Source organism: Thermococcus sp. (assembly GCF_027066465.1).
Lineage (GTDB): Archaea > Methanobacteriota_B > Thermococci > Thermococcales > Thermococcaceae > Thermococcus.
On the sequence record NZ_JAMONU010000009.1, the window covers coordinates 1 to 18,403 of the forward strand.

At 54.6% G+C, this 18,403-nt stretch carries 27 protein-coding genes; 12 read left to right on the forward strand and 15 right to left on the reverse strand.

The features are described 5' to 3' along the window. The 5 genes from MVK46_RS00360 to ubiE all read left to right on the forward strand — a co-directional run. A partial coding sequence (locus MVK46_RS00360; RefSeq protein WP_297534391.1) for a UbiA family prenyltransferase occupies nt 1–530 on the forward strand: 530 nt, incomplete at its 5' end. After that, nucleotides 531–1,496, forward strand: a complete 966-nt coding sequence (locus MVK46_RS00365; protein WP_297534392.1) for an ABC transporter substrate-binding protein — start codon at nt 531–533, stop codon at nt 1,494–1,496. 2 nt (nt 1,497–1,498) lie between these two features. After that, entirely contained in the window at nt 1,499–2,227 is a 729-nt protein-coding gene (locus tag MVK46_RS00370; protein ID WP_297534393.1) for an ABC transporter permease, read from the forward strand. Further along, nucleotides 2,203–2,835, forward strand: a complete 633-nt coding sequence (locus MVK46_RS00375) for an ATP-binding cassette domain-containing protein (RefSeq protein ID WP_297534395.1) — start codon at nt 2,203–2,205, stop codon at nt 2,833–2,835. Before MVK46_RS00370 ends, MVK46_RS00375 begins: the two co-directional genes overlap by 25 nt. Beyond that, nucleotides 2,816–3,505: a bifunctional demethylmenaquinone methyltransferase/2-methoxy-6-polyprenyl-1,4-benzoquinol methylase UbiE gene (gene ubiE, locus MVK46_RS00380; protein WP_297534398.1), complete on the forward strand. Its 690-nt coding sequence runs from the start codon at nt 2,816–2,818 to the stop codon at nt 3,503–3,505. Before MVK46_RS00375 ends, ubiE begins: the two co-directional genes overlap by 20 nt. Here ubiE and MVK46_RS00385 read toward each other — a convergent pair. Genes MVK46_RS00385 through MVK46_RS00410 form a run of 6 tightly spaced genes read right to left on the reverse strand, consistent with a single transcriptional unit; the run spans nt 3,480 to nt 7,272 of the window. After that, nucleotides 3,480–3,827, reverse strand: a complete 348-nt coding sequence (locus tag MVK46_RS00385) for a class I SAM-dependent methyltransferase (RefSeq protein WP_367182618.1) — start codon at nt 3,825–3,827, stop codon at nt 3,480–3,482. The genes ubiE and MVK46_RS00385 overlap by 26 nt on opposite strands. Further along, nucleotides 3,824–4,069, reverse strand: coding sequence for a class I SAM-dependent methyltransferase (locus MVK46_RS00390; protein WP_297534401.1), 246 nt, complete (start codon nt 4,067–4,069; stop codon nt 3,824–3,826). Before MVK46_RS00390 ends, MVK46_RS00385 begins: the two co-directional genes overlap by 4 nt. 1 nt (nt 4,070) lies before the next feature. Further along, on the reverse strand, nt 4,071–5,075 hold the full coding sequence (locus tag MVK46_RS00395; protein ID WP_297534403.1) for an AIR synthase family protein: 1,005 nt from the start codon (nt 5,073–5,075) through the stop codon (nt 4,071–4,073). Continuing rightward, complete coding sequence (locus MVK46_RS00400) at nt 5,075–5,824, reverse strand: protein phosphatase 2C domain-containing protein (RefSeq protein WP_297534405.1); 750 nt, start codon at nt 5,822–5,824, stop codon at nt 5,075–5,077. Before MVK46_RS00400 ends, MVK46_RS00395 begins: the two co-directional genes overlap by 1 nt. Continuing rightward, nucleotides 5,824–6,609: a 7-cyano-7-deazaguanine synthase gene (locus MVK46_RS00405; protein ID WP_297534408.1), complete on the reverse strand. Its 786-nt coding sequence runs from the start codon at nt 6,607–6,609 to the stop codon at nt 5,824–5,826. Before MVK46_RS00405 ends, MVK46_RS00400 begins: the two co-directional genes overlap by 1 nt. Nucleotides 6,610–6,630: 21 nt before the next feature. Next, on the reverse strand, nt 6,631–7,272 hold the full coding sequence (locus MVK46_RS00410) for a hypothetical protein (RefSeq protein WP_297534411.1): 642 nt from the start codon (nt 7,270–7,272) through the stop codon (nt 6,631–6,633). 177 nt (nt 7,273–7,449) lie between these two features. Here MVK46_RS00410 and MVK46_RS00415 point away from each other — a divergent pair, with 177 nt between their 5' ends. The 4 genes from MVK46_RS00415 (at nt 7,450) to MVK46_RS00430 (ending at nt 11,397) form a co-directional block, all read left to right on the forward strand. Beyond that, on the forward strand, nt 7,450–7,677 hold the full coding sequence (locus MVK46_RS00415) for a FeoA family protein (RefSeq protein ID WP_297534435.1): 228 nt from the start codon (nt 7,450–7,452) through the stop codon (nt 7,675–7,677). Nucleotides 7,678–7,686: 9 nt separating this feature from the next. Further along, nucleotides 7,687–9,660, forward strand: a complete 1,974-nt coding sequence (feoB, locus tag MVK46_RS00420; RefSeq protein WP_297534413.1) for a ferrous iron transport protein B — start codon at nt 7,687–7,689, stop codon at nt 9,658–9,660. A 2-nt stretch (nt 9,661–9,662) separates the two neighbouring features. Further along, a complete protein-coding gene (locus MVK46_RS00425; RefSeq protein ID WP_297534415.1) occupies nt 9,663–9,923 on the forward strand; it encodes a DNA-binding protein in 261 nt (86 codons plus the stop codon). A 232-nt stretch (nt 9,924–10,155) separates the two neighbouring features. Then, entirely contained in the window at nt 10,156–11,397 is a 1,242-nt protein-coding gene (locus MVK46_RS00430; protein WP_297534417.1) for an NDP-sugar synthase, read from the forward strand. A 9-nt stretch (nt 11,398–11,406) separates the two neighbouring features. Here the strand turns inward: MVK46_RS00430 and MVK46_RS00435 are convergent, their stop codons facing one another. Next, nucleotides 11,407–12,402, reverse strand: coding sequence for a TIGR01177 family methyltransferase (locus MVK46_RS00435; protein ID WP_297534418.1), 996 nt, complete (start codon nt 12,400–12,402; stop codon nt 11,407–11,409). Between the two features lie 3 nt (nt 12,403–12,405). After that, nucleotides 12,406–12,930, reverse strand: coding sequence for a GNAT family N-acetyltransferase (locus tag MVK46_RS00440; RefSeq protein ID WP_297534420.1), 525 nt, complete (start codon nt 12,928–12,930; stop codon nt 12,406–12,408). 54 nt (nt 12,931–12,984) lie between these two features. On the opposite strand from MVK46_RS00440, the gene MVK46_RS00445 reads away from it, so the two are divergent. Next, complete coding sequence (locus MVK46_RS00445) at nt 12,985–13,461, forward strand: ferritin family protein (protein ID WP_297534421.1); 477 nt, start codon at nt 12,985–12,987, stop codon at nt 13,459–13,461. Here MVK46_RS00445 and MVK46_RS00450 read toward each other — a convergent pair. From MVK46_RS00450 to MVK46_RS00460, 3 genes are read right to left on the reverse strand one after another with little or no spacing between them, the layout of a single operon-like run. Beyond that, the gene (locus MVK46_RS00450; RefSeq protein ID WP_297534422.1) at nt 13,442–13,780 is read right to left on the reverse strand and encodes a hypothetical protein; all 339 of its coding nucleotides are present in this window, start codon (nt 13,778–13,780) and stop codon (nt 13,442–13,444) included. The genes MVK46_RS00445 and MVK46_RS00450 overlap by 20 nt on opposite strands. Then, nucleotides 13,777–14,334: a molybdopterin-dependent oxidoreductase gene (locus MVK46_RS00455; RefSeq protein ID WP_297534424.1), complete on the reverse strand. Its 558-nt coding sequence runs from the start codon at nt 14,332–14,334 to the stop codon at nt 13,777–13,779. The genes MVK46_RS00450 and MVK46_RS00455 overlap by 4 nt, the downstream gene beginning before the upstream one ends. Before the next feature lie 4 nt (nt 14,335–14,338). Continuing rightward, nucleotides 14,339–14,716 carry a transcriptional repressor gene (locus MVK46_RS00460; RefSeq protein ID WP_297534425.1) on the reverse strand — a complete coding sequence of 126 codons (378 nt, stop codon included), beginning with the start codon at nt 14,714–14,716 and terminating at the stop codon, nt 14,339–14,341. Nucleotides 14,717–14,823: 107 nt separating this feature from the next. Between MVK46_RS00460 and dps the strand changes: the two genes are divergently transcribed. Both dps and MVK46_RS00470 read left to right on the forward strand, forming a co-directional pair. Next, the gene (gene dps / locus MVK46_RS00465; RefSeq protein WP_297534426.1) at nt 14,824–15,375 is read left to right on the forward strand and encodes a DNA protection during starvation protein; all 552 of its coding nucleotides are present in this window, start codon (nt 14,824–14,826) and stop codon (nt 15,373–15,375) included. A 42-nt stretch (nt 15,376–15,417) separates the two neighbouring features. Continuing rightward, nucleotides 15,418–15,720, forward strand: coding sequence for a ferritin family protein (locus MVK46_RS00470; protein ID WP_297534427.1), 303 nt, complete (start codon nt 15,418–15,420; stop codon nt 15,718–15,720). Nucleotides 15,721–16,569: 849 nt separating this feature from the next. Here MVK46_RS00470 and MVK46_RS00475 read toward each other — a convergent pair. The 4 genes from MVK46_RS00475 to MVK46_RS00490 all read right to left on the reverse strand — a co-directional run bounded on the left by MVK46_RS00475 (nt 16,570) and on the right by MVK46_RS00490 (nt 18,354). Next, nucleotides 16,570–16,920: an iron-sulfur cluster assembly protein gene (locus MVK46_RS00475; protein WP_297534428.1), complete on the reverse strand. Its 351-nt coding sequence runs from the start codon at nt 16,918–16,920 to the stop codon at nt 16,570–16,572. After that, nucleotides 16,921–17,280 (reverse strand): iron-sulfur cluster assembly protein, encoded by a 360-nt coding sequence (locus tag MVK46_RS00480; RefSeq protein ID WP_297534429.1) that lies wholly within the window; start codon nt 17,278–17,280, stop codon nt 16,921–16,923. Between the two features lie 33 nt (nt 17,281–17,313). Beyond that, nucleotides 17,314–17,916 (reverse strand): hypothetical protein, encoded by a 603-nt coding sequence (locus MVK46_RS00485; RefSeq protein WP_297534431.1) that lies wholly within the window; start codon nt 17,914–17,916, stop codon nt 17,314–17,316. Nucleotides 17,917–18,006: 90 nt separating this feature from the next. Continuing rightward, the gene (locus MVK46_RS00490) at nt 18,007–18,354 is read right to left on the reverse strand and encodes a desulfoferrodoxin family protein (RefSeq protein WP_297534433.1); all 348 of its coding nucleotides are present in this window, start codon (nt 18,352–18,354) and stop codon (nt 18,007–18,009) included. Nucleotides 18,355–18,403 lie beyond the last annotated feature (49 nt).

Below are 18,403 nucleotides of genomic sequence, written 5' to 3' on the forward strand. Positions count from 1 at the left end.
CGATTCCCTGGTTGATAGCGATGAGCTACTCTGGGGCAAAGAGGAAGCACAGCTTCCCCCATCTCCACCTCGGATTAACGCTCGCCCTGGCAGTTGCGGGCGGAACTATAGCTGTAGGAGGAAACGCTCCTTTCATAGAAGTTCTCGCGCGGATTCCCTGGGCGTTTTTCTTTGGAGTTCTCTTCTGGGTGGCCGGCTTCGACACGATATACACGATAATGGACTACGAGTTCGACGTAGAGCACGGCGTCGGAAGCATTCCCGCGAGGTTTGGCATAGAGAAGGCCCTCAAGATTGCCCTCGCCTTCCATCTTCTCGCTATAGCCCTCTTCGGCCTGGCTGGATTCCTCTACGGCCTCGGCCGGGTTTATTTAACCGGCTGGCTCGTCTCGAGCGCCCTAATCCTCTACGAGAACGCAATCGTCTGGAAGAGCATTGACAACGTTCCAAAAGCGTTTAACCTCAACATTCCAATCGGCCTAATCCTCACGCTTTCGGCCATAGCGGACAAGCTTTTAGGAGGGGTTTGAATGAGAAAAGCTCTGGCATTGCTCCTAATCGGGCTGGTTGTGATGGTTTCGGGTTGCATAAGCTCGAACTCGACGAAACCAACGAACACCAACGAGCTTCCCACCGTTAAAGCCGCGACATTACTTGGAGGAATCAGCACGCTCGACATAATGGGGGCCAAGGGTTTTGACAGAAAGAACGGCTTCAAGGTCGAGGTTCTCAGGCTCGGCAAGACCCCCGACATAATAGCGGCTCTCGAAAAGGGCGAGACAGACTTCGCGGTCATTCCCGCCGAGATGGCGGCGAAGCTGGCGCAGAGCGGTGTAAAGATTAAAATCATCGGCGTTGACATGTTCCAGAACCAGGCGATAATCGGAAAGGAGAAGATGAAGCCTGAAGAGCTGAAGGGCAAGAAAATCGGTGCCGTCATCGCCTCGGGAACCTTCAAGCTCTTTCAAGCTTACATGAAGGTCCTCTACAACCTCACTCCAGAGGATTACACAGTCGTGAACGTCCCGCCCGGCTCGGTTGAGGACTCGCTCAAAAGCGTTGACGCCGTCGTAATCTGGGAGCCGATTGTGAGCCAGCTTATGGCCAAGAACTACACGGTGATAGCGACGTTTTCAGAGCTCTGGAACGAGGCGAAAGAGCGCGGCATAGTTCAGGGACCGCCGGTAATGCTCGTCTGGGTCGTCAGGGAGAACTTCCTTGAAAAGCATAAGGATTTGGTTGATGCCTTCATAAAGGCCCAGATTGAGAGCGCCGAGTTCTGGAAAACTCACCCCGCCGAGACGAAGGAAATCCTCGGAAAGCTCTACCACCTCGATGAAAAAACGCTGGACATTCTCTATAATCGAACGGAAGTCAACGACGAGAGGCTCAACGATGAGCTGATAAGGGGCATCAAGAGCGAGTGGAAGCTGGCCTACCTCGGGGGCTACCTCAAGGAAAATCCGGAAAACCTCGACATCTTCTACAGGGGTTGAGCATGAGGGGCTGGCTCTACCTTTTCCTCTTTGCACTGGCCTCGTGGCTCGTCCTGTCCCACCTGTATCCGGCCCTAATCCCAACCCCAGCTGAGACTTTAGCGTTCTACCGCGAGGTCGGGCTTTCCCTAATCCTCTCCTCGCTCCTGCTGACGCTCTACCACAGCTTCTCCGGCTTTCTGGTCGCTTCCCTTCTGACGGGCCTCGCGATGCTTCTGGCACTCTACTCAAGGGCCTTCAGGGACTTTCTGAACGCTTTAAACGTCTTCCTCCAGAGCGTCTCGGTCCTCGTCTGGACGATAGTCTTCATAATGCTCTTCGGCGTTACGAGTTCAATCGCGACGATACTCGTTACCGCGATGGCGTCCTTCCCGGCACTGCTTTCAGCTGGGGTGAGCTCGAGCGAGAAGGTGGTAGAAAAATACCGCCCGCTGATAGTTCTCCTCAAACCCTCAAAGCTTCAGCTCTACCGGCACTTCATCGTCCCGGGAACGCTCCCCGAGATGGTTTCGGCAGGCAGAGTTGCTTTGGGAATAGCGCTCAGGATAAGCGTCGTTGCCGAGGCCTTTGGCTCCGCCGGCGGAATCGGCTACCGGCTCGTCTACTCCTACGATTTGGGAATTAAAGCCGGTGTTTTTGCCTGGGCACTGCTCTTAATCCTGCTCATGATAGCCCTCGACCAGCTACTCCTGAGGAGGCTCGAGGAATGGGTGAAAGGCTGGTACTGGTGAGAAACCTTAGAAAGTCCTTCAGCGAGCCCATACTCGACGGGGTTAGCCTTGAGGTTAGGGCCGGCGAGGTGGTCGGCCTCATCGGGCCGAACGGGACGGGGAAGAGCACCCTCGTGAAGATTTTGGCCGGAGTTGAGAACCCGGACTCGGGCGAGGTCTTCGTAAAGAACCCATCCGTTCTCTATCAGGAGGACTACCTTCTGCCGTGGAAGAGGCTGAGGGACAACGTCTGCCTGCCGGCCCGCTTCAGGGGAAAGGAGTGCAGGCTCGAATACGTGGAGAGGCTCGACCTGGAGAACTACCTCGACCTCTATCCAAAGGAAGTGAGCGGGGGGACGAGGAGGAAGGCGTCTCTCCTGCGCTCCCTGCTCATGGACTTCGACGTCCTGATTCTGGACGAGCCCTTTACCGGCCTCGACACGCGCTCCAAAGAAGAACTTCTTTCCATAATTCGGGAATTAGCCAATTCTGGAAAAGGTGTTCTTGTCGTCTCGCACCAGCTCGAGGAGCTCTTTAAAATTGCGGACAGGGTCTACCTCATAGGCGGAAGGCCCGCGAAGATAAAGAAGGTCCTTGGGAGGGGGGAGAGTGGTAAAGGAGCTCTTTGACAGCATCGCGGAGCGCTACGATTTGACCAACAGGCTGATAAGCCTCGGTCTCGACAGGTTGTGGAGGAGAAAGGCCTGCGAGGAGGTTTTAAAGTCCCTTGAGGTTCGCGAAAGGCCGTTAAAAATCCTCGACGTGGCCTGCGGAACAGGGGACATGATGCTCTGCATGAGGAAGAGGCTTGAAAAGAGAAACCTATCCGGCGAGTTCTACGGCCTCGACTGCAGTGAGGGGATGCTCAGGATAGCGAGGAGGAAGGTTCCCTTCGCGAAGCTGAGCGTCGGAACTGCCGAGGAGATGCCCTATCCCGATGGAAGCTTCGACATTGTCAGCGTCGCCTTCGGCCTCAGGAACTTCTTCGACAGGGAAAAAGCCATAAATGAACTCCACCGCGTTTTGAAGCCTGGCGGAAGGCTCGTAATCCTTGAGTTCTCAAAGAGCCCATCTCTCCTCGGGAGGATGGCCTGGCTCTACACGAGAACGGTTGTTCCCATCATCGGGAAGCTGACCACAGGTAACGGAAAAGCCTACGAACACCTTGTCAGCTCAATAGACGCCTTTCCCTCGCCGGAGGAACTTAGAGGGGAGTTCGAGAGGAGGGGCTTTAGGGCGAAAAGCCTCCGCTGGCTCTTCCCGAGGATAGCGTTCATTCTCGTTCTGGAGAGGCTCTGATGAGCCTTACGGCACCGTTGACGAGCCTTTCCTCCTCAACTTTAAAGCCTTCCCTCCGAAGGAGCGCCGGAACCTCGGCTCTGAAGTCCGTTCCCGTGAGCCGTGAAGTTAAAACACTTACCCCTGATAGCAACGCCCCGAAAGCCCGGTTATCAGGATGGGAGCACTCCATCGCGAGGAGAAGGCCGGGAGGTTTTAAAACGCGCCTTATCTCTCGAATAATCTTTTCCTTCTCCGGAATGACGCAGAGAAAGAAGGTAGAAACCACGGTGTCGAAGCTTCTATCCGGGAATGGGAGGTCTCTTGCGTCCGCTTGAATCAGCTTAACCGGGACTTCAGTCCTTTTCCTTCCCCCTTCTCGAGCATTTTTCTGCTGATGTCGAGGCCGATAACCTCCTCAACGTTCCTGTAAAGCGGAAGGTTCAGGCCCGTTCCCACGCCAAGCTCGAGAACCCTGCCTTTAGCCTGAGAAATCAGCCTTTTTCGCGCGTTTCTTATTCCAGTAGGCCTTTCGAGAAGACCGTTGATGGGTTCATAGACGTAGCTCGCTAAGTCGTATCTCATTTCAATCCCCGTGATGCGCCGCGTAGAGCTCCACATAGGGGTCGCCGTCAAACTCCGGGAAGGGTCTCTCCCCGCTATCCTCTACGAGAACCCTCTCTTTCTCCTCCGTGAACCCGCCGAGCTCGAAGGCCCTAATCCCATTTTTATGTAATTCTTCAATTAATCGACTAACTTTTTTTGGAGGGGTTATCGCTATCAGCGTTCCCGTCGATGAAACGCTCCACGGTTCCAGCTTATAGAAGTCGAGAACCCTCTTCACGAGGGGGTTAAGCTGAAGCCTCTCGGCATAGACCCTGAAGCCCACCCCTGAGTTGTCTGCAATCTCGTGGAGCGCCGTTAAACCACCTTCCGTCGCGTCGTGCATCCCCCTGACGAATGGCTTCGCTATCAGCGCGTCAGGAAGAACCGTTTCAAGCCTGTAGAGCGAGCGTAGCTCCTCTATCTCCCTGAGAGTTAGAACTTTTCTCAGCTCTTCAGCCCGGAAGTATGCTGAGGAAACCGCGAACTCAAGAGCGACTTTGTTCGTGACGATTATCCTGTCCCCCGGCCTCGCGAGGGGAAGCTTGAGCTCCTCCTTCCTCACGAGCCCCATTGCCGTTGTGGTTGCGGTTGGCCCGGAAATCGAGGGGTAAACTCCGGTGTGTCCGCCGATTACCGCCGTTTTATACCGCTCGCACTCCCGGTTGAGGTCCTCCATTGCTTTTTGGAGAAACTCCTTCGTTGTTCCCGGCGGGAGGAGAAAATCCACCACGAGCCACCTCGGCCTCGCCCCGAAGACGGCAACGTCGCTTGAGGCAAAATGGTAGGTGAAGAAGCCGAAGGCTTCAGCGGGAACGCCGAGCGTCGGGTCGGTTGCTACCACGAGGTAGTTCTCATCGTCGTACTCGAGAACAGCCGAGTCAAAGCCCTCCCTCGGCCCGTATACCACTTTGGCGTCCTCGATGCCTAGGTTCTGGAAGATTACCTCCCGCAGGACGTCGTTTCTCAGCTTTCCGAGCGGGAGCATCAGAACCACCGGTAGAGGATTATCGTAACGTTGTCCCAGGTCACCGGAAGGGCCTCTTCAAGAAGCTCTTCCGTAGCTTTGCGGGGGTCCTCTTCTTCCTCAAGAATTTTAAGAATCTTTTCAGGTTCAACGTAGTCGTGAAGGCCGTCGGTGCTCATAAGGAGCCAGTCGCCCGGTTTCGCCTCCCACCGGTAAAGGTCGACGGCGAAGCGCTTTCCCCTCCCGCCTATCACGTGGGTGAGCCTCCTCGATGCCTCCATGGCTTCCCTCTTACTCAGAACGAAGCCTCTGTCAAGCAGTTCCCGGAGGAGGTTGTGGTCCCTCGTCATGGCCACTATCTTTCCCCTTCTAATCAACTGCGCCCTGCTGTCGCCCGTGTTGGCGAGAAATACCTCTCCTCCCCTGACCACCGCCGTAGTGAGGGTTGTCCCCATGCCCTTTCTATCCCCCACCGCCTCCAGAAGGACGTTTGAGTTGGCAAGCTCGTGGGATTTTCTAAGAAGAAGGCGGAGGAGCTTCCCTTCCATCCCGCACTCGTATTCCCGCTTAAAGGTCTCGATTACGGTCTCAAGGGCAATCGCCGACGCGACCTCGCCCGCGGCGTGCCCGCCCATGCCGTCGGCGACGGCAACCAAATAGCCATCAGGAAGCTTCTCAGCGATGAAGCCGTCCTCGTTGTTGTCCCTGGCCCCTACGTGGGTTACCCCGCAGAGGTGGGGGTAGCAGAGCCACCTCGAGTCCATTCTCATCACCGTTTGAACTTTTCGATAACCTTTTTAACTTCTTCGAGTGTCCCCCAGTCGGCGTTCCAGGCCATTATCTCGAAGCTCGGCACGCGGACGCTTACCCTGACCTTTTTCTTCCTCGCGATTCTGCTGACCTCGTAGTTCACCCTGTAAGCCAAATCCATCAGTTCCTCCGTGACGATTTCCTCGCGGTCTATGTACTGCAGCGGACAGCCCTCGCGCCACTGCCTCCTCCTCGCGTGCTCGTACATGCGGTAGGGCCTTATGCCGGCTTCCTCGGCGAGCCGTTCTACGACGTCTGCTGGGTACTTGATTAGGGGTCGGAAGAAGGGCAGTCCTATCCTCGGGATTTCGCAGAGCCTTATGTCCATCTTACACTGGTCGAGCAGTGCACCGATTATCTTGTCGTTGGCGTTGTCGCCCTTCGCTAGGACGTCAAAGCCGTTGTTGAGGGCGAACCACTTGGCGTTCCAGAGCATGACCTTCTTGCAGTTTATGCAGACCGGGCCCTTCCTGCCGGTAGCCTCGCGCAGTAAGCCCTCGGTGATGTCCACTAAATAGTGCTCGACTCCGAGTTCTTTCGTAAAGCGCATCGCCCACCTCAGGGGTTCCCGCCAGCTCCAGCGGTGGAAGAACGTGAGGGCAGAAACATCAAGGCCTGCCTTCTTCATAAGGTATAGGGCCAGAGAGCTGTCCTTTCCCCCGGAGAACATTAGGAGTATCTTTCTATTGATAAGACCCCTTCTCTCGGCGAAGTCTCTGACCTCCCCAACCGCCTCGCTGAGCATGATAAAAAATCAGAGGGGGAGTTAAAAAGCCTCTGCCGGCAGTCCTTCCTGAAGTTCCCTGTAGACCATTGTCAGGGAGACCGAGACGTATGGCTCCAGAAAAATCGTGGCCAGGAAATAGCCTCCAACCGGGATTAACGACAGCGGAAAGGCGACAATCACGACCACTATGAGCAACGCCACAAAGTATATCACCAAATCCGCCAGGTTTTCCCTAACGATTCTTATACTGCCCTCTATGGCCGGGATGGCCTCCTTTCTTTCAATGACTATCTCCTGAAGGGTGAACATTACAAAGAACAGCCACACAATAGCGGGGATTACCAGCAGGAACAGCCCTATAGCCGTGACAACCGCTATGATTATCGAGGCAAGCAACAGGTTGGGAAACACCTCAAGGGCCGAATCAACGGCTTCGCTGTAGCGAACGGGCCGCCCCTGCAGTTCTTCGTTCGCCATGTAAACGAGCGCTCCGCTGACGATGAGGGAGACTATGTAGGCTATGAGCGCGAACAGCATCGACGGTGCACCGCCGACATGGCCTCTCAGGTATTCTGCAATGGCGTTCAGAACGGCCGGGAACACGGGCAGGATAAAGAAGTCCGCGTTCCTTGAAAGAACGTCAAGGGGCCCAATTAACACTTCCCCAAGGCTGAACCTCATGCAATCACCCCCAGGGATTAATGTTTCTGGAGCGGAAATACTTAAGGTTGTCCCCTCTCCCGACTTCAAACCGGAGTGAATTTAGTTCGAACCTCTGAGTTTTGTTAGGCTCACCAAAGATTTATTAAGGGTTTTGAGAAACTGAAGCAGAATTAGGAAAACCTAACGGTGATGGACATGATTGTTCCTTTACTCTCACTGGCTCCCGGGGAGAGGGCCATCGTCGTTGACCTGAGGGGAGGCCCGAACTTCAGGAGCAGGCTGTACGCCATGGGTTTGGCCCCCGGTGCCGTTGTTCAGGTTGTCTCGGTCTATCCCCGGGGACCGGTTATAATCCAGGTGGGTGGAACCAGACTGGCGCTCGGCAGGGGAATGGCGGCAAGGGTTCTTGTGAGAAGGCTCTGAGGTGATAGCATGGCAATGCGCGTCGTGGCGCTGGCAGGGAACCCCAACGTCGGCAAGACGACGATATTCAACGCCTTAACCGGCCTGCACCAGCACGTTGGAAACTGGCCGGGCGTTACGGTTGAGAAGAAGGAGGGAGTTTTTGAGTACAGGGGCGAGCGTTTTCTCGTCGTTGATTTGCCCGGAACGTATTCCCTGACGGCCCACTCAATCGACGAACTCGTCGCCAGAAACTTCCTCCTGAACGGGAACCCCGACGTTGTGGTTAACGTAGTTGACGCAACTTCTGTTCTCAGGAACCTCTACCTGACGATGGAAATATTCGAGATGGGGCTTAAGAACATCATAATAGCCCTCAACAAGGTCGATTTAGCCGAGAAGAAGGGGATAAGGATAGACCCTGCAAAGATGTCCAAAGCTCTGGGAGTGCCCGTCGTTCCCCTCAGCGCCAAGGAAGGCATCGGAATAGAGAAGCTTAAGGAAAAAATCTGGGAAATGGCGCACGGAAGAATCAAAACTAATCCAGTTCTACCGAGATATGACCCGGAGGTTGAGAGGGAGATAGAGCACATCTCCAAGTGCCTTGAGAGAACCGAGCTGGCCTCCCGCTATCCCCTCCGCTGGCTGGCAATCAAACTGCTCCAGCGCGACGACGAGGTTATGAAGCTCGTCCTGAGGCACCTCGGCGAGGAGAAGCTGAAGGAAATAATGACCCACATAGGCGAGGCGGAGGAACGCTACGGAAGGGCGATGGACCTGATTATAGCCGGCCAGAAGTACGAGTTCATCGACGGCCTTACTCATGAGTTTATGAGCTACGGGAAGACCGGGGAAACGCTGACTGACCAGCTCGACAAGATTCTCGTGCACCCCGTTTACGGCTTCCTCGTCATGGCATTCGTTTTCTACCTCGTCTTCAAGTTCGTGTTCACCTTCGGAATGCCTGCCCAGGAAATCCTCAGCGATGCCTTTTCAAAGTTCGGTGACTGGCTCGCACCCCACATAGCGAACGAGACCCTGCGCGGCCTCCTCGTGGACGGTGTGGTCAGCGGTGTCGGCTCCGTTCTGAGCTTCTTCCCGCTGGTCTTCCTGCTCTTTCTGGCCCTCTCCTTCCTAGAGGATTCTGGTTATATGGCGAGGGTAGCGGTGCTCATGGAGGGAATAATGAGGAAGTTCGGGCTTCCGGGCAAGGCGGTAATTCCCCTCATCCTCGGCCTCGGCTGCAACGTTCCCGCGGTAATGGCGACGAGAACCCTCGACGAAGAGCGGGACAGACTCGTCACGATGTTCGTGAACCCCTTTATCCCGTGCTCCGCGAGGCTGAGCGTTATAAGCTTCCTCACCGGAACGTTCTTCGGCTCAAACCGTGCACTCGTGGCGGTCAGTGTTTACATAATAGCCATAGCTGTTGCTCTCCTCTCGGCCAAGCTCGTGAGCTTCTTCGTTAAAGGCGAGGAAAGCCCCTTCGTGATAGAGCTTCCCGAATACCTGATACCCGATGGGAAGAGCCTTCTTATTCACTCGTGGGAGAGGAGCAAGGAGTTCGTCCAGAAAGCCGGCACGGTAATCCTCGTTGGTTCAATCCTCATATGGTACCTCAGCAACTACCCCGTGCCGATGGGAACCGGAAGGAGCTACGCCGAAAGGCTCGGCCACTTCTTCCAGCCCTACATGAGGCTCATGGGTCTTGACTGGAAGGCCGCGGTCAGCCTTCTCTTCGGAATAATCGCAAAGGAAAACGTCATCTCAACCTACGGCGTTCTTTACGGCAGCGTTAACGCCATAAGAAGCGCCATGACGCCTCTCCAGGCATACGTCTTGGCTGTGGTTACCACCCTATACATCCCGTGCATAGCCACGATAGCGGCGATAAGGGCGGAGAGCAACTGGAAGTGGGCGCTGGCCGTGACGCTTTACATGATAACCGTCGCCTCACTCCTCGGGATACTGATATGGCACGTGGGGACTGCCCTGGGGTTGTGAAGATGGGCAAGATGGAAGAGGTTCTGAGACTCATCGGCGAGGGAAAAAGGTTCCCAAGTGAGATAGCCCGGGAACTCGGGATGGACGTTAACGAGGTTGAGGGGATAATAGAGATTCTCAAGTCGCTCGGATACATTGAGGAAGTTGAAAAAGGTCCTTCCTGCGAAACCTGCCCCCTGAGGAGGATTTGCCGCGGAAAGTGCGTGGTTCCCAAGGTCAGGGTTCTTCAACCGACCTTTGACCTGAACAGGAGCAAACGTTAATGCCCTTTGCTGTCCATCTGCATCTTGAAGCTTATCCCGTGAGGATTAGAAAAGTTCTTACCCTGAGAAGCGGGGTTTTGAGGCGGTTTGCCGCTAAGTTAGAGGATTTTTTGGCAAGAATGGGATGTTTTCCCTCGTTGTCACCCGCCGTTAAACCTTTCACCCCGAGTAATATATTTTATAGCCGTAAAATATATAAGAGGGGGAGTTTTATCTATAGACGGTGAGAACAATGAAGGCGGTTATTCTCGCAGGTGGCTTTGGAACGAGGTTGAGGCCACTTTCATCAACGAGGCCGAAGCCGATGATTCCGGTTCTCGGCAAGCCAAACCTTCAGTACATCCTTGAAGCCCTTGAGAAGGTCCCTGAGATAGACGAGGTAATTCTCTCGGTCCACTACATGAGGGGAGAAATAAGGGAGTTCATAGACGAGAAGATGGCAGACTATCCAAAAACGATACGCTTCGTCAACGACCCGATGCCCCTCGAAACGGGCGGCGCACTCAAGAACGTTGAGGACTACGTGAGCGACGACTTCCTAGTGATTTACGGTGACGTCTTCACGAACTTCGACTACCGCGAGCTGATAAAGGCCCACGAAGAAAACGAAGGCCTCATAACCGTTGCGGCAACCAAAGTCTACGACCCGGAGCGCTTTGGAGTTCTCGAGATGGACGAGAGCGGAAAGGTGCTCCACTTTGAGGAGAAGCCCAAGAGGCCCAAGAGCAACCTCGTCGATGCCGGAATTTACGTCGTGAACAGGAAGGTTCTCGAGGAGATTCCGAAGGGCAAGGAGGTCTACTTCGAGCGCGAAATCCTGCCGAGGTTCGTTGAGCGCGGCCAGGTCTACGCCTACAGGATGCCGAAGGGAACCTACTGGGTCGACCTTGGAACGCCGGAGGACTTCTTCTACGCCCACCAGATTGCCCTCGATGAGATGGCAAGGGAGAACGGCTACTTCTACATAGCCGAGAGTGCAGAGGTTCCGGAGGACGTTGAGATTCAGGGTCCGGTTTACGTGGATGAAGGCGTCAAGATAGGGCACAGCGTCAAGATTAAGGCATACTCCTACATCGGCCCGAACACCATAATAGAGGACAGGGCCTACATCAAGCGCTCAATCCTTCTCGGAAGCGACATAATTAAGGAGCGTGCCGAGCTGAAGGACACGATACTCGGCGAGGGAGTTGTAGTTGGCAGGGACGTAATCATCAAGGAGAACGCCGTCATCGGCGACTACGCGAAGATTTACGACGGGCTCGTGATTTACGGGGCGAAGGTCCTGCCTTGGAAGAAGGTCGAGGAGTACGAGGCCTACATCAAGATAAAGCTCGACCCGACGAAGGTCAGGCCCGGCCAGTATCCGGACCGCTGTCCTCTCGGCCTGCCGGAGTGCATCTACAAGAAGTTCAAAGCGATAGCCGGCGAGAAGCCGCCGTGCGACGAGTGCATCGAGAACCAGTGGCTGTTCTGATTCCTATTTTTATTTCTCGAACACGTAGAAGTACCTATCCAAGCTCTTGTGAACCCTCTGGTAGTACTTTGAGACGAACCTGAAGCCGACCCTTTCCGCCTCGCTCACGCCGTCAAAGCTCGCCGGAAACGCTATTGCCAGCCTGCCGCCCTCTTCCAGAACTTCGTAAATGCTCTCGAGAACCCTCCTGTACAGCTCCTCCCGCTTTCTTCCGGCGAGACTTGCCGCCGTTCCGTAGGGCGGGTCCGTCGCTACGGCCTCAAATTTTTTCCCTGGGAAGAGTTCGCCGAGCCTCGTCGCGTCGCCGAGCCTGAGCACGAAGTCCCTCACCCCGTAGTGGAGGAGGTTCCTCCTTGCTCCCTCAACCATCTCCGGCTTTATATCAACGCCGTAAACCCTCAGCCCGAGGAGACCCGCCTCGATTAGGATTCCGCCGGCGCCCATCATAGGGTCGAGCAGCTCTTTCCTAGCTTTTGTCAGGTTCACCATCGCCCTCGAAATCCTTGGATGGAGGGAAATCGGCCGGAAGAATGGCCTGTGATGGGCCTTCCTCCTCTCAAAGTCCTTGGGGTCAAAGTAGTGGAGCCTAATCCCGGCGTATAGCCTCTCACCGCAGTAGGCCCTCACCACAGTGTCCGGTTTCGATAGGTTCACGCGGAAGCCCTGAGCATGGATTACCGCCCCGAGCTTTCTTGGGAGGTCGAGGACGTTGTGCCTGCAGTTGGCCATCGTCTCCGTATCAACCTTGAACGTTCCAGCAATCGGCCACTCGACATCTTTCGCCTTCTCCAGAAGCTCCTCCACGGAGTCCGCCTCAACGAGCAGTTCCCCGTACTCGTGGGCCAGCCCGAGCCTGTCGAGGTAGGGGAAAGACTTCCTTGGGGCTTCAACCCTTAGAAGGAGATAGTCCCGGCCGATTACCTTCCCACAGCTGAGTTCGAGCATTGCCTTTACCTCGTCCCCTGCCATCTCGGGCATGTTTCCGAGTATTTCAACGTAGAGCACCCCTCACCCCTCCCCGAGCTTTAAAACGGCGAACTGTTTGTAGTCCATAACCTTCCTGAAGCCCCTCCTGAGGTAGTAGCGGTAGGCCTCAAGCCACGGAAACGTTATGACGTAGACCTCCCTTCCGAGTTCCCGGAGCCTTGAAACGGCCTTTTCAAGGAGCGCCGAGCCGATTCCCCTTCCGGAGTAGGCGGGGTCAACCATGAGGAACTCAACGAGGCCGGACCTTTCGCGGTCAATTTCCTCGGGAACCCACCAGGGGTTTCCCCTGAAGGTATAGACGAGGGCGACGCTTCCGACTATTTCCGACTCCCTGGCAACGTAAAGCTCGTCAAACTCCTCCCTGAGCCTGAAGTCAAGGAAGGGACCGTATACCCCGGCAAAACCCTCAAAGTCGTCGGGTGATGGCTTCTTCTCCACCCATTCGAGGGCCGGATACCTGCCCCCGGTTCCCCGGTAAACCCTGAAGGCCAGCGCCAGCAGTTCGTCCCTAAGCTCTCCCGGCCTCTCGACCCTCTCGATGCGCATTTCTGTCCCCCAAAGGTTATTAGGTGGGGGGTTAAAAATAAATTCGGTGGTTTTATGGACGAGCTTGAGGCCCTTGCCCTCGCACTCGAGGTTGAAAAGGCGGAGATGAAATTTTACCTCGACCTCGCGAGAAGGACTAGGGACGAAAAGGCCAGGAAGATGTTCCTTTTCCTGGCCAGGGAAGAGGCCGACCACTGGGAGCAGTTCGAGGAGAGGTTCCTTGAGAGGGTCGCGGAGGAGTGCAGACTGCCGGCTGTGAGCGAGGAGCTCTTGGGAAAGCTCCTCGTTAATGCCGGAAACGTTGAGAGCGAAGTTGATGCCGTGAAAATCGGTATGGAGCAGGAAAAGCTCACGTGGGAGTTCTACGAAAGGGCCGCGGAGGAGGCGAAGCACGAGCCCATCAGGAGGCTCTTCGAGGAGCTTGCGAGGATTGAAAAGGGCCACTACGAGCTTCTGAAGGCCCAGTACGACGCTGTTATGAAGACCGGAATCTGGATGGACTACCAGGATTTCAGCCTTGAGGTTGACTGATTCCGCCGACGAGCACCCACAAGAGGTACGTCAGGAGCGCCAGAACCGTGTACTCGATGAAGGCCCCGACCTTTCCCTTTATTCTGGCCCTCAGGAGCCGGGTTCCGGCGTAGGAGTGGAGGATTAGTAATCCCGCGAGGGCTATTCTAACGAAAGCGCTTGTGTGGAAGGCAACCGCACGGGTTTTCGAGAAGAAAATTGAGTATTTCGCCGCTGAAGTGCTTACGGAGGCGTATCCCGTAACCAGCATCAGAACGGTGAGAACGAGAAGCGGAAGGGAAGTGGCCTCAACTACAAGAAGGGCCGTCTTCGGCCTCAACTCATGGCCCTCCTTCCCCTGCTCTCATTTATGAGTGCACTGTCGGAGTAACCGACCCTCTCCCAGGTTCCGAGGTAGTTGTAGTCCACGAGCCTAATTTCAACGACGTCCTTAATCCACTTGTAGCCCCACTGGCCGGGAACGACGAGGCGGGGAGTTATGTTCTCCCCGTTGAACCTGTACGCCAGGATTATCGATGTGTCGTTCATAACGTCGCTCAGCCAGAGGTCGGTTGTGTAGCCGTCTCCCGCAAGGAAAACGATTTTTGTTGCGTTCCTGAGGGGTTTTGCCCGCTCTATCAGGTAGGAGAGGGGAACTCCCGTCCAGGTTCCATTCTTAAGGGGCTGTGAGGGGTTATCAACGCAGTAAAGCACAGCCGAGACGTTCACGGCGGGCAAACTCAGAAGCTCCCCGTAGGTTACGGTGTACGGGTCTCCCACGAGGCCGTCAACCCTGAGGCTCCAGCCCGAGTTCGTGGCGGTTTCACTGCCCTCGTGGTGAACGGCAACCGCGAAGACTACGAGGAGCGCGAGCACGAAGGCGGCCTTTCTCATGCTATCACTCCACGATGACGTTGACGAGCTTTACCTTACGGCCGGTCTTCTTCTCAATCAGCTCTATCAGCATGAGGTCGTCCACGTCCTCGATGCCGTTCCTTGAGATTACGTTTATGTGAGGCCTCGTGTTCACCTCAACGTGCGTCTCCCCTCCAAGGGAGAACAGCTCTATGAGGCCCAGCTCCCTGAGGAGCAGAACGTTCGAGTAGAGCGTCGAGAAGCTCATCGTCGGGAACTTCTTCAGCAACTCGTCGTGCACGTTCTTCAGCGATGGATGCTCCCTTCCAATCCTCTCGAGAACCCTTATCAGCTCAAGCCTCTGGGGCGTAATCTTGTGGCCCATCTCTCTGAGTTTTTCAACGGCCTCTTCGCTCCACATAATTAGGTCTACCGAAAAGATGTTTATAAGTGTTTCGTTTTCGAAATTATTTCTAAATAGGAAGCTTTATTTAGTAGAAGAGACAACTAATAATTGGTGAAAACCCTATGTCGGAACACAACAGAAAACTCGTTGAGAGGTCCGGGCTGGACGTGGACAAGCTTCTGGAGATGCTTTTGAAGGCGGCCGCGGCCGAGTTTACAACCTATTACTACTACACCCTCCTGCGGAACCATTCAGCCGGGTTGGAGGGGGAGGCGATAAAGGAGATAATCGAAGACGCCCGCATCGAGGACAGGAACCACTTCGAGGCCTTAGTCCCTAGAATTTACGAACTCGGAGGAGAGCTTCCGAGGGACGTGAGGGACTTCGCGGGGATGGCCTGGTGCAGCGACGCCTACCTTCCTGAGGAGCCGACCGTTGAGAAAATCCTCGAGGTTCTCCTTCAGGCCGAGCGCTGTGCCGTTGGCGTTTACACAGAGATATGCAACTACACGTTCGGGAAGGACCCGAGAACCTATGATTTGGCGCTTGCGATCCTCCACGAGGAGATTGAGCATGAAGCATGGTTCGAGGAACTCCTCACCGGGAAACCGAGCGGCCACTTTAGGAGGGGCGTTCCGGGGGAAAGCCCCTTCGTCTCGAAGTTCCTGAGGTGAAGGGTTATTAGGGTTGGCGGTAAGTTAGCCTGAGGTGATACCATGCTCGCGAAATACCCGTTTGAGATGCCGAAGGACAGACCCCTAACGAAGAGGGAAATCGCCCAGGCCCTGCGCTGGGCCATCGAGGCCGAGCTCGACGCTATAAGCTTTTACGAACAGCTGGCGGAGCACATTGAGGATGAAAAAATCAGGCGCGTCTTCCTCGACGTCGCCAATGAGGAGAAGGAGCACTTCGGGGAGTTCCTGGCCGTTCTATTCGCCGTTGATGAGGAGCTCGCGAAGTACATGAAGGAGGGCTTCGAGGAGGTTGAAGAAGAGACGGGAATAAAGGTGGAGCTTTGAGCTTTCTTTTTTAACTTCTCCTTTCCTCTAAGCGAAAATGAACCAAAGCAGTCTGACACAATTCTGTTCTACGAAAACTTGAGCGGGGCAGGGAACGGCAAAAGGCCCGCCCTCGTCTGTTTCCCGGCTTTCCACACAATTTTGTTCTACGGAAACTAACAAGCACCGGCTTTCCACTCATTACCGACTCCTCTTTCCACACAATTTTGTTCTACGGAAACAGCACGCGGGGTGACAGTAGCTCTATGCTGTCGAAGTCTTTCCACACAATTATGTTCTACGGAAACGCGCTCGTCATAGCCTCCAGCGGCGTGGCGGGCGTCAACTTTCCACACAATTCTGTTCTACGGAAACGGTCTGGGAATTCTCCCAAAGGGACGGCTAATATTCTCTCAAAACTCTTATTTAAAACTTACCCCAGAAACCCGTGTCACTGCAAGTCATTTAAAACCCCACCTGAAAATAAAGGGGACACTAAAACCCTCCAAAAGCCAAACCAAAGGCTCAAACCAATTCCCAGATAAAACCGAACAATCGAAACCAGATTGAGGGAAAAACTTTGGGTAAAAGCTCATGAAAACAAAATCCAAGCGAGAACAAAACCGCCTGAGGGTTCAAACTCTTGAGGAAACTGCTCACTCCAGAATTTAGGACTCAACAGCCCTCCCCTTCCAAATGAACACAATTGACAACCAATTACCACCCAAAAGGTAAACTGAACTCAAAGCGGACTGCTTGCCCTTTTATGATTAGTTTTGAAATTTTAAGGACCTTAATCAGGAATTAAGAGGAAACCAAAGGTTCTTACGCCCAGATATTGCATGACAATGTCTTTTACCAGCATGCGTGCTATCCCTCGGCGAGCAGCAGGCCGAGTTCGTTGTAAACCCTCACCCTTTCAAAGCCCGCATTCTTTAGCGTCGAAACTACGTCCCTCAGGATTCTGTTCTGGACGTTTATCGCCAGCATCTGACAGGCGTGGCACTCCGGAGTTGAGCGGGCCATGAGGAGAAAGACCTCGACGCGCTTTCCTTCAACGGTGAGGCCGTAGACGAGGACCTCCTCGACGATGTTGAGGTCCGTTTCCGGGTCTTTAACTCTCTCAAGTAACTTCACAACGCGCCTGACTTCCTCTGGAAGGTCCTCCTGGGGGCTTCTCTTAGGCATTTTTCTCGGCTTTAAAAAATCAAGGATTCCCATTCAAACACTCCCCGGAGTTAAATCCTCCGGTTTGTAGCCCTTCCTGTTCTCGAACTTCCCGACGATGTGGTTGCCGAGGTCGTAGACGTAGACGTTGTCGAACTTGACGAGGGCGAAGCGCTCCATTATGTCGCCGATTATCTTGGAGTAAGCTATGGGGCTCTCGCCGATGATGTTGTACTCGGCGTGGCTCTCGAAGCGGAGCCAGATTTTAAGGGTGTCGTCGGTGACCTCAAGACCCGCAACAACGCTGGAATCAAGGATGTCCCCGCCGGTGACTGGGTCGGTGATTTTCCTCAGCTCCTCGATGACGGCCCTGTAAGGTTCAGGCCACTCCTTATCTGGACTGTAGACCTTCACGCATCCTCACCGGAGGGACTTTGAACTGGACAGTTATAAGCCTTCCTGGGCAGTTTTGTCCATGTCCTTCAGGTAGAACTCCAGGGAAATCAGCGTTGAGACCCAGATGATTATGGACAGGACGTAGAGAACGAAGGCCGGGGTGCAGCCGTATCTGACCGCGTTCACCACGGTGAAGGCCACGAGCAGCCATGAGGCGAGCCTCGCAAAGTGCCTCTGGGGGGAAGGGGTGTACCGGTAAAAGGCGACCGCGTCAATCAGTAGCAGAACCGAGACCGCCGAAAACATCAGCATGGTGTAGAACATCTTGTTGGCGCTCAGCCCTATCGAACCAACCATTAGGGCTATCTGAACCAGCATCTCAAACTTGGGCTGAACGAGACCGCTCTCCGAGAGGCTGTAGGTTATCAAGACCGGACCGAGCATAACGAAGAGAACCGCTGGGGGTCTGTCTATATCGAGAACATAGCTTACGAAGCCCAGCGCTGTAATAATCCCGCCGATGAGAATTAAAACCGAGACCTTTCTCGTTCCAAGCCTGAGACGTTCTACCTTCCTCGTTAAATCCCAGGTTACGAAGATTGCAAACAGCACCACCGGGCCTATTACAGACATAACCAGGTTATATTCTACCATGAGCGCTCATCTGAGAGAATAGACGTAACCAAAATTTAAAGGTTCCGAAGGGGATTAAGTTCCCCAGTTGAAGTTGAAAAGAAAGAAAGTTCACTCAAGCTGAACCTCGTTCTCCCAGAGGCCGTGCAGGTTGCAGTAGCTGAGTGCGTAGAGCTTGCCCTTCTTGCTCGTCCTGAAGAAGAAGACCGCCCTCGGCTCGGTCAGCGGGTCGCTGTGGTTGGTGAAAGCCACTCTACCGACGAGAATCGGGAAGTTCTCCCCCTCGGGGTGGAAGTACAGCTCAATCCACGCTATGTGGTGCTCCGGGGTGTTCGGGTGCGGTATCTCCTTTCCAACGGAGACCTCGACCTTGACGAGGTCCCCCTCCTTCTCGTACTCTATAACGGGGACGTGCTTCTCCCCCTTCCAGTCTCCACTCTTTATGGTTTCGCTCAGCATCTCAACCACCTCACTCTATCTTTTCAAACTGGTCCTTGGGTGCACCGCA